Origin of the sequence: Cognatilysobacter xinjiangensis (genome assembly GCF_014651995.1) — a bacterium.
GTDB lineage: Bacteria > Pseudomonadota > Gammaproteobacteria > Xanthomonadales > Xanthomonadaceae > Cognatilysobacter > Cognatilysobacter xinjiangensis.
In genome coordinates, this window is the sequence record NZ_BMXY01000006.1 from 22,043 (window position 1) to 31,157 (window position 9,115).

Consider the following 9,115-nt stretch of genomic DNA (forward strand, 5'->3'; position numbering starts at 1 on the left):
TTCCATGTCCCTCATCGCCCATTTCGACACCGACCGCGGCCCGATCCGCGTCGAGCTCGCCGCCGACAAGGCGCCGCTCACGGTCGCCAACTTCGTGAACCTCGCCAGGCGCGGTTTCTACGATGGGCTGTCGTTCCACCGCGTCATCAACGACTTCATGATCCAGGGCGGCTGCCCCAAGGGCACCGGCACCGGCGGCCCGGGCTACAAGTTCGAGGACGAGGCGCGCAACGGCCTGGGCCACGAGCGCGGCGTGCTGTCGATGGCCAATGCGGGCCCGAACACGAACGGCAGCCAGTTCTTCATCACCCACGTCGCCACCCCGTGGCTCGACGGCAAGCACACCGTGTTCGGCAAGGTGCTGGAAGGGCAGGAGGTCGTCGACTCGATCAAGCAGGGCGACATCATCCGCTCGGTGAAGGTCGAGGGCGATGCCGACGCCGCGCTGGCCGCCAAGGCCGACCGCGTGGCCGAGTGGAACACGACGCTCGACGCCAACGCGCGCGCCTGATTCCTGCGGCATCCACCGGACGCCCGCCGGCCCGCGCCGGCGGGCGTTCGCGTTTCCGGGCCGGGCGGCCGGAAAGTTTCACGTGATACTATTTCGGCCCTGTTCCGGCCCCTGCGCCGTCGCGCCTCGGCCGGCCCCACCGCCGTATTTTTCGAGGTTCCGCGATGCCCCGTCTCGCCTCGCGCACTGGCCGCGCCAAGCCCAGCGCGATCATGCAGGTCGCCGAAAAGGCCAAGCGTCTCAAGGCCGAAGGCCGCGACATCATCAGCTTCTCGATCGGCGTGCCCAACTTCCTGCCGGGCGAGCACGTCTACGCCGCCGCGGCCGAAGCGCTGAAGCACGACAGCGGCCAGTACGGCAGCAACCGCGGCCCCGACGCGCTGCTCGATGCCTTCCTCGCCCACATGGCAGAAGTCGGCCTGACCGGCTATACCCGCGCCAACGTCGCCACCGGCATCGGCGCCAAGCAGGTCATCTTCAACCTCGCCGAGGCGCTGCTGGACGAGGGCGACACCATCGTCTTCCCGACGCCGTACTGGACCAGCTATCTCGACATCGCCGAGATCGTCAACGCGAAGGTCGACCTGCTGCCCTGTGGCCCGTCGCAGGATTACAAGCTCACCCCGCAGCAGCTGGACGAGGCGCTGGCGCGCAAGCCGCGCGTGTTCCTGTTCAACAATCCGTCGAACCCGACCGGCATGGTCTATTCGAAGGACGAGATCTCGGCGCTGGCGGACGTGCTGGTGAAGTACCCGGACACTTGGGTGATCACCGACGACATCTACAACCGCATGGTGTTCGACGGCATCGGCTACCACAACTTCGTGCAGGCCCGCCCCGAGCTGCGCGACCGTGTGATCTTCATCGACTCGCTGTCCAAGACCTACGGCATGCCGGGCTGGCGCGTCGGCTTCATGGCCGGGCCGGAGGAGGTCGCCAAGGCCGTGGTCACGCTCAACTCGAACCACATCACCAGCGTGCCGGAAATCACCAACGCGGCCGCCACGGCGGCGCTGTCGGGCCCGCAGGACGTTCCGCAGCAGAAGTGCGCGGAATTCCAGGCCAAGCGCGACCAGGTGATGGCGGTGATGGACAGCATTCCCGGCGTGGTCTGCCCGAAGCCGCAGGGCGCGTTCTACGTGTTCCCGGACATCAGCTGCGCATTCGGCAGGACGCACGGCCCGAGCGGCACGAAGATCGAGAGCGACGTCGACTTCTGCAACGCGCTGCTGGAAGCCAAGGGCGTGGCCTGCGTGCCGGGCTCGGCCTTCGGCGAGCCGCGCGCGCTGCGCATCAGCTACACCTGCCCGACGCCGCAGTTGCAGCCCGGCCTCGAGCGCTTCCGCGAATTCTTCGCCGAGCTCGTCTGATCCGATGGACGCGGAAGCGCTGAGCTCCGCGTCCAAGCCGTCCGGCCATCCCGACGGCATCCAAGAACATCCGCACGACAACCCCACACCCGTTCCACGGAGTTCCCTCATGAAGACCCCCGTCCGCGTCGCCGTCACCGGTGCAGCCGGCCAGATCGGCTACTCGCTGCTGTTCCGCATCGCCTCCGGCGAAATGCTGGGCAAGGACCAGCCCGTCATCCTGCAGATGCTCGAACTGCCGATGGAGAAGGCGCAGGCGGCGCTGCGTGGCGTGATGATGGAACTCGAGGACTGCGCGTTCCCGCTGCTGGCCGGCATGGTCGGCACCGACGATCCGGAAGTCGCGTTCAAGGACGCGGACATCGCCCTGCTGGTCGGCGCGCGTCCGCGCGGCCCGGGCATGGAGCGCAAGGACCTGCTGCTGGAGAACGCGAAGATCTTCACCGCGCAGGGCGCCGCGCTGAACAAGGTGGCCTCGCGCAACGTGAAGGTGCTGGTCGTCGGCAACCCCGCGAACACGAATGCCTACATCGCGATGAAGTCGGCGCCGGACCTGCCGGCGAAGAACTTCACCGCGATGCTGCGCCTGGACCACAACCGCGCGCTGAGCCAGCTCGCCAACAAGGCCGGCGTCGCGGTCGGCGACATCGACAAGCTGGTCGTGTGGGGCAACCACTCGCCGACGATGTATCCGGACTACCGCTTCGCCACGGTGGGCGGCGCGTCGCTGAAGGACCGTATCAACGACGCCGACTGGAACGCCAACGAGTTCATCCCGAAGGTGGGCAAGCGCGGCGCGGCGATCATCGAGGCGCGCGGCCTGTCGTCGGCCGCCTCAGCCGCGAACGCGGCCATCGACCACATTCGCGACTGGGTGCTGGGCAGCAACGGCAAGTGGGTCACGATGGGCATTCCGTCCGACGGCTCGTACGGCATCCCGGAAGGCGTGATGTTCGGCTTCCCGGTGACCACCGAGAACGGCGAGTACACGATGATTCGCGACCTGCCGATCGACGAGTTCAGCCAGGCCGCGATCAACAAGACGCTGGCCGAGCTGGAAGAGGAGCGGCAGGGCGTCGCGCACCTGCTGTAACGTGCACGACGAAGGCGGCCTCGGTCGCCTTCGTCGCTCTGGTGGTCCGGCGATGCCGGTGCCCGCCACTGCCCGCGCCTCGCGCGGGCCGCAATCCGTGAGGTCGCAATGACGCAACTTTCCGCCGGCGCGCGCTTTCGCGCCGCACTTTCCGAGGAAACCCCGCTGCAGGTGATGGGCGCGATCACCGCCTACGCCGGCCTGATGGCCAAGCGCACGGGCTACAAGGCGCTGTACCTGTCCGGCGGTGGCGTCGCCGCCAATTCGCTGGGCATGCCCGACCTCGGCATCTCGACGATGGAGGACGTGCTCACCGACGCGCGTCGCATCGTCGACGCCACGCATATGCCGCTGCTGGTCGACATCGACACCGGCTGGGGCGGCGCGTTCAACATCGCGCGCACCATCCGCAACTTCGAGCGCGTCGGCGTCGCCGCCGTGCACATGGAAGACCAGGTCGGGCAGAAGCGCTGCGGCCATCGGCCGGGCAAGGAAGTGGTGTCGAAGGAGGAGATGGTCGACCGCGTGAAGTCCGCCGTGGACGGTCGCACCGACGACAGCTTCGTGATCATGGCGCGCACCGACGCGGCCGCGGTCGAGGGCATCGATTCGGCGATCGAGCGCGCGCAGGCCTATGTGGAAGCGGGCGCCGACATGATCTTCCCGGAGGCGATGAAGTCGCTGGAGGACTACCGCAAGTTCAAGGACGCGGTGAAGGTGCCGATCCTCGCCAACCTCACCGAGTTCGGCTCCACGCCGTTCTTCACCACCGACGAGCTGCGCGAGGCCGGTGTCGACATCGCGCTCTACTGCTGCGGCGCGTACCGCGCGATGAACAAGGCGGCGCTGAACTTCTACGAGACGGTGCGCCGCGAGGGCACGCAGAAGAACATCGTCGACACGCTGCAGACGCGCGCCGAGCTCTACGACTTCCTGGGCTACCACGCCTACGAGGACAAGCTCGACCAGCTGTTCGCCTCGTCCAAGGCCGAATGACGCAACGCCGGCCGCGCGTGGCCGGTACCGATTCCGCTTCCGCGTCGCGGAAGCCGCAACGAGAGATCCCGAATGAGCGAGCAAGTGCTCCCGAAGGCCAAGAAGTCCGTCGCACTCAGCGGCACCGCCGCCGGCAACACCGCGCTGTGCACGGTCGGCCGCAGCGGCAACGACCTGCATTACCGCGGTTACGACATCCACGACCTCGCGACGAAGTCCACGTTCGAGGAAGTCGCGCACCTGCTGGTGCACGGCGCGCTGCCGACGACGTCGCAGCTCAAGGCCTACAAGGCCAAGCTGAAGCGCCTGCGCGGCCTGCCGGCGATCGTGCAGGAAGCGCTGGAGCTCGTGCCCGCGAACGCGCATCCGATGGACGTGCTGCGCACCGGCTGCTCGGTGCTCGGCACCGTGCTGCCCGAGCGCGAGGGGCATCCGGCGTCGGAAGCGCGCGATGTCGCCGACAGGCTGATCGCGAGCTTCGGTTCGATGCTGCTGTACTGGTGGCACTTCACCCGCAACGGCACGCGCATCGAGACGCTGACCGACGACGATTCCGTCGCCGCGCACTTCCTGCACCTGCTGCACGGCGAGGTGCCGAGCGAACTGCATGCCGATTCGCTCGACAAGTCGCTGATCCTCTACGCCGAGCACGAGTTTAATGCGTCGACGTTCACCGCGCGCGTGATCGCCGGCACCGGCTCGGACCTGCATTCCTGCATCACCGGCGCGATCGGCGCGCTGCGCGGCCCGAAGCACGGCGGCGCGAACGAGGTGGCGATGGACATCATCAGCCGCTACTCGACGGCCGACGAGGCGGAAGCCGACATCCGCGCGCGCATGGAGCGCAAGGAGATCGTCATCGGCTTCGGCCATCCGGTGTACACGGTGGGCGATCCGCGCAATCCGATCATCAAGGAGATCTCGCGCAAGCTCTGTGCGGACGGCGGCAACCAGACGCTGTTCGACGTGTCCGAGCGCATCGAGAACCTGATGATGGACACCAAGAAGATGTTCCCGAACCTCGACTGGTACAGCGCGTCGGCCTACCACATGATGGGCATCCCGACGCCGATGTTCACGCCGCTGTTCGTGATCGCGCGTACCACCGGCTGGAGTGCGCACGTCATCGAGCAGCGCGAGGACGGCAAGATCATCCGCCCGAGCGCGAACTACACGGGGCCCGAAGATCGCGAGTACGTGGAGATCGGCCGCCGCTGAGGCGTCCTCCGTCGAAACGGAAAGGGCCGGTCATCGCGACCGGCCCTTTTTTCGTTGATGCGATGACAGGCGACGATCAGGCCAGGCCTTCGGCCTTCAGCGCCGCCTGCACGCCGGCGTCGGCCTCCATGCGCTGCACGAACGCGACGAGGTTGTCGAAGCCCGACAGGTCGACGCCCGTCTTCGAGGCCCAGCCCAGCGTGATGTAGAGGTACGGGTCGGCGTAGCTGCGGAAGCCGGCAATCCATTCGCGGCCTTCCAGCTCACGTTCCGCGCGCTCGTACAGGCCGCGCAGGCGCAGGCGTGCGGCGGCCTTCAGCGCGTCGAACTGCGATTCGTCGCCGATGAAACGTGCCGGTCCGAACAGCGGGTGGAAGGCCGGGTGCACGTCAGCATTGCAGAACGCCAGCCAGCGGTTGGCCTCGGCGCGCTGGCGCGGGCTGCCGTCGCCGGCAAGGCCTGCGGCCGGATTCAGGTCGGCGATGTAGCCGACGATCGCCGCGTTCTGCGTCAGCACGAAATCACCGTCCTCGAGCGCCGGCACCGCGCCGGCCGGATTGATCGCGAGGTAGGCGGGCGCCTTCATCTCCTCGGCGGTCAGTACCTGCACGCCGAACGCGGCGCCGGACCAGTGCAGCGAGATGTGGCACGCGGTCGAGCACGCGCCGGGCTTGGTATAGAGCTTCATGGTGACGTTCCTCCAAAGATCGCGCGACTATCCGGCGCGGCAGAGGTCGCCGCAACACGATCCCCGCAATGAATGGTTGCACCATTGGCTACAGCGCGGCCGCGAGACGGCTGCCCTGCGCGATCGCACGCTTGGCATCCAGCTCGGCCGCGAGTTCCGCGCCGCCGATCACATGCACGTCCCGCCCGGCTGCGCGCAGCGGCGCCTCCAGCGGGTTGTTCGACTCCTGGCCGGCGCAGATGACGATGTTGTCGACCGGCAGTACCTGCGCCACGCCGTCGACGGTGACGTGGAAGCCCGCGTCGTCGAAACGCACGTACTGCACGCCGCCGAACGCCTTTACTCCGCGCGCCTTGAGGCTCGCGCGGTGGATCCAGCCGGTGGTCTTGCCGAGGCGCGCGCCGGGCTTGCCGGGTGAGCGCTGCAGCAGCCAGAGCTCGCGCGCCACCGGCGGCTTTTCCGGCGTGCGCAGGCCGCCACGCGCGGTGTTGTAGCCGACGTCGACGCCCCATTCGCGACGCCATGCCTCGACGTCGAGCGAAGGCGACACGCCCTCGTGCGCGAGGAACTCGGCGACGTCGAAACCGATGCCGCCCGCGCCGACGATCGCGACCCGCGCACCCACCGCTGCGCGACCCGCAAGCACGTCGTCGTAGCGCAGCACGCGCGGATCGTCGCTGCCGGGGAAGTCCACCGCGCGCGGCACCACGCCGGTCGAGAGCACCACGCTGTCGAAGCCGTAGAGTTGCTCCGGCGTCGCGCGCGTGCCCACCCGCAGCGCGACGCGATCGAGTTCGAGCCGGCGGCGGAAGTAACGGATGGTCTCGTCGAATTCCTCCTTGCCCGGGATGCGGCGGGCGAGGTTGAACTGGCCTCCGATGTCGTCCGCCGCCTCGAACAGCACCACCTCGTGCCCGCGCTGCGCCGCGACCGTCGCACACGCAAGGCCCGCGACGCCCGCGCCGACCACGGCGACCTTCTTCGGCGCGCGTGTCGGCGCATAGACCAGGTCGGTCTCGTAGCTCGCGCGCGGATTCACCAGGCAGGTCGCGCGCCTGTTCTGGAAGACGTGGTCCAGGCAAGCCTGGTTGCAGGCGATGCAGGTGTTGATCTCGTCGACGCGTCCACCGCGCGCCTTCGCCACCCACTGCGGGTCGGCCAGCAGCGGACGTGCCATCGACACCATGTCTGCCGCGCCGCTGGCGAGCACGCGCTCGGCCACGTCGGGCATGTTGATGCGATTGGTCGCGACCAGCGGCAGGCGCACGTGCGGCTTCAGTCGCGCGGTGATGTCGACGAAGGCCGCGCGCGGCACGGAGGTGGCGATCGTCGGCACGCGGGCCTCGTGCCAGCCGATGCCGGTGTTGATGATCGTCGCGCCGGCCGCTTCGATGGCCTGCGCCTGCTGCACGACCTCGTCCCAGGCCAGGCCGTCGTCGACCAGGTCGATCATCGACAGTCGATAGATCACGATGAAATCGGGGCCGCAGGCTTCCCGGATACGCCGGACGATTTCGACCGCGAAGCGCATTCGCTTGCCGGCGTCGCCGCCCCAGGCGTCATCGCGGCGATTGGTGCGCGGCGCGGTGAACTGGTTGAGCAGATAGCCTTCCGAGCCCATTACCTCGACGCCGTCGTAGCCCGCGTCGCGCGCGAGCTTCGCGCTGCGCACGAACGCGCGGATCTGGCGCTCGACGCCGGCGGCGCTCAACGCCTTCGGCGTGAACGGGTTGATCGGCGCCTTGATCGCGCTCGGCGCCACCTGCAGCGGGTGATAGCCGTAGCGCCCCGCATGCAGGAGCTGCAGGCAGATGCGCGCGCCATGGGCATGGACGGCGGCAGTCACCTGGCGGTGCCGGCGCACCTGCCAGGGCAGGGCGAGGGTGCCGGACATCGGCTTGAGCCAGCCGCGCACGTTGGGCGAGAAACCGCCCGTCACCATCAGCCCGACGCCGCCTTCCGCGCGCTCGGCGAAATACGCCGCGAGCTTCGGGAAGTCGCGTGCGTGGTCCTCGAGGCCCGTGTGCATCGAGCCCATCAGCACGCGGTTGGGCAGCGTGCAGAAGCCGAGGTCGAGCGGCGAGAACAGGTGCGGATAGACGGGCAGGGTCGGCTCGGGCGTCATGCATGGATACGCGTGCGTACGGTGCGCGCACGATGCCGGGAAACCGGAGCCGGGGCAAGGACGGCGCCCCTCGGCCGGCCCCGCGTCGCGTTCGTCGGAAACACGGCGATCGAAATCGATCGCTTCTTGCGGGTGGGAAACATCGATCAGCGCGTCGATGCACATCGATCGTGCGTACGACAGCCAAGCACGACGCGATCAGGCGCACTTGCCGAACACGCAAAAAACACCGGGATTTTCAGCGCCGTTTTGAACGGAATGCGAATGCGGAAAACGCACCGCGGAACTTCCGCAATTGTTAGGGGGCAGTTAACAGCCCCTTCACGGCTGCACTTCTAGGCTCCGCGCCGATGGCTCTGTTCATGTAGCCGTCCAGAACGGTCGGAACACGCTGACGCGCTTTCCCCCTCCTCCGATCCCCCAAGGAGCAACAACTAAATGAACAAGAAACTCCTCTGTGCCGCCCTCTTGGGTGGTCTGTCGATTCTCCCGGTCGCGCAGGCCCAGGAATTCGACGATCGCTGGTACCTCACCGGCTCGGTCGGCTGGAACGTCCAGGACAACGACCGCGGCACCAACAATGCCCCGTTCGGCGCGATCGGCTTCGGCAAGATGGTGAACCCGAACTGGTCGTTCGACGTCGAGGCCAACTACCAGAACCCGAAGGTCGAGCGTAACCAGGACCTGCTTTGGAGCCAGTACGGCGTGTCGTTCGACGTGCGTCGTCACTTCATCGCGGAAGGCCGTTCGTGGAATCCGTACATCGTGATGGGTCTGGGCTGGCAGCGTTCGGAAGAGGAGTTCGATCCGTCGAACGCGCTGATCCCCGCCCGTTTCGAGCGCAACGGTGCGCCGAGCCAGCGTGAGGACGACTACGTCGCCGGCAAGATCGGCTTCGGTATGCAGGGCGACGTCGGCCGCGTGAAGATCCGCACCGAGCTCGCCGCGCGCCTGTCCGCCGACAACGACAGCGTCGGCGCGCTGCTCACCGACGACGATCTGAACGACGGCGAAGACTGGTTCCAGGACGTCCTCGCCTCGGTGGGCGTGGTGATCCCGCTGGGTCCGGAGCCGGTTGCGGCCCCGCCGCCGGCGCCGACGGTGACCTGCGCGG

The 9,115-nt window shown here is 67.9% G+C and carries 8 protein-coding genes; 6 read left to right on the forward strand and 2 right to left on the reverse strand.

Going from position 1 to position 9,115, the window contains the following annotated elements:
• Positions 1–4 precede the first annotated feature (4 nt).
• The 5 genes from IE066_RS14580 to prpC all read left to right on the forward strand — a co-directional run bounded on the left by IE066_RS14580 (position 5) and on the right by prpC (position 5,188).
• Positions 5–511 carry a peptidylprolyl isomerase gene (locus IE066_RS14580; protein ID WP_189451265.1) on the forward strand — a complete coding sequence of 169 codons (507 nt, stop codon included), beginning with the start codon at positions 5–7 and terminating at the stop codon, positions 509–511.
• A gap of 164 nt (positions 512–675) precedes the next feature.
• Entirely contained in the window at positions 676–1,881 is a 1,206-nt protein-coding gene (locus tag IE066_RS14585; RefSeq protein ID WP_189451266.1) for a pyridoxal phosphate-dependent aminotransferase, read from the forward strand.
• Between the two features lie 109 nt (positions 1,882–1,990).
• Positions 1,991–2,974 carry a malate dehydrogenase gene (locus IE066_RS14590; protein WP_189451267.1) on the forward strand — a complete coding sequence of 328 codons (984 nt, stop codon included), beginning with the start codon at positions 1,991–1,993 and terminating at the stop codon, positions 2,972–2,974.
• A 108-nt stretch (positions 2,975–3,082) separates the two neighbouring features.
• Positions 3,083–3,970, forward strand: a complete 888-nt coding sequence (prpB, locus tag IE066_RS14595) for a methylisocitrate lyase (RefSeq protein WP_189451268.1) — start codon at positions 3,083–3,085, stop codon at positions 3,968–3,970.
• 72 nt (positions 3,971–4,042) lie between these two features.
• Complete coding sequence (gene prpC, locus IE066_RS14600; RefSeq protein WP_189451269.1) at positions 4,043–5,188, forward strand: bifunctional 2-methylcitrate synthase/citrate synthase; 1,146 nt, start codon at positions 4,043–4,045, stop codon at positions 5,186–5,188.
• A gap of 76 nt (positions 5,189–5,264) precedes the next feature.
• Here the strand turns inward: prpC and IE066_RS14605 are convergent, their stop codons facing one another.
• Positions 5,265–5,876, reverse strand: coding sequence for a glutathione S-transferase family protein (locus IE066_RS14605; protein WP_189451270.1), 612 nt, complete (start codon positions 5,874–5,876; stop codon positions 5,265–5,267).
• A gap of 88 nt (positions 5,877–5,964) precedes the next feature.
• Positions 5,965–8,001 (reverse strand): NADPH-dependent 2,4-dienoyl-CoA reductase, encoded by a 2,037-nt coding sequence (locus IE066_RS14610; RefSeq protein ID WP_189451271.1) that lies wholly within the window; start codon positions 7,999–8,001, stop codon positions 5,965–5,967.
• 438 nt (positions 8,002–8,439) lie between these two features.
• Between IE066_RS14610 and IE066_RS14615 the strand changes: the two genes are divergently transcribed.
• Positions 8,440–9,115 (forward strand): outer membrane beta-barrel protein (locus tag IE066_RS14615; protein WP_189451272.1); only part of this gene is annotated, 676 nt, incomplete at its 3' end.

Coding starts and splice junctions, on each gene's coding strand:
- IE066_RS14580 (WP_189451265.1), top strand. CDS start 5: ATGTCCCTCATCGCCCATTTCGACACCGACCGCGGCCCGATCCGCGTC.
- IE066_RS14585 (WP_189451266.1), top strand. CDS start 676: ATGCCCCGTCTCGCCTCGCGCACTGGCCGCGCCAAGCCCAGCGCGATC.
- IE066_RS14590 (WP_189451267.1), top strand. CDS start 1,991: ATGAAGACCCCCGTCCGCGTCGCCGTCACCGGTGCAGCCGGCCAGATC.
- prpB (WP_189451268.1), top strand. CDS start 3,083: ATGACGCAACTTTCCGCCGGCGCGCGCTTTCGCGCCGCACTTTCCGAG.
- prpC (WP_189451269.1), top strand. CDS start 4,043: ATGAGCGAGCAAGTGCTCCCGAAGGCCAAGAAGTCCGTCGCACTCAGC.
- IE066_RS14605 (WP_189451270.1), bottom strand. CDS start 5,876: ATGAAGCTCTATACCAAGCCCGGCGCGTGCTCGACCGCGTGCCACATC.
- IE066_RS14610 (WP_189451271.1), bottom strand. CDS start 8,001: ATGACGCCCGAGCCGACCCTGCCCGTCTATCCGCACCTGTTCTCGCCG.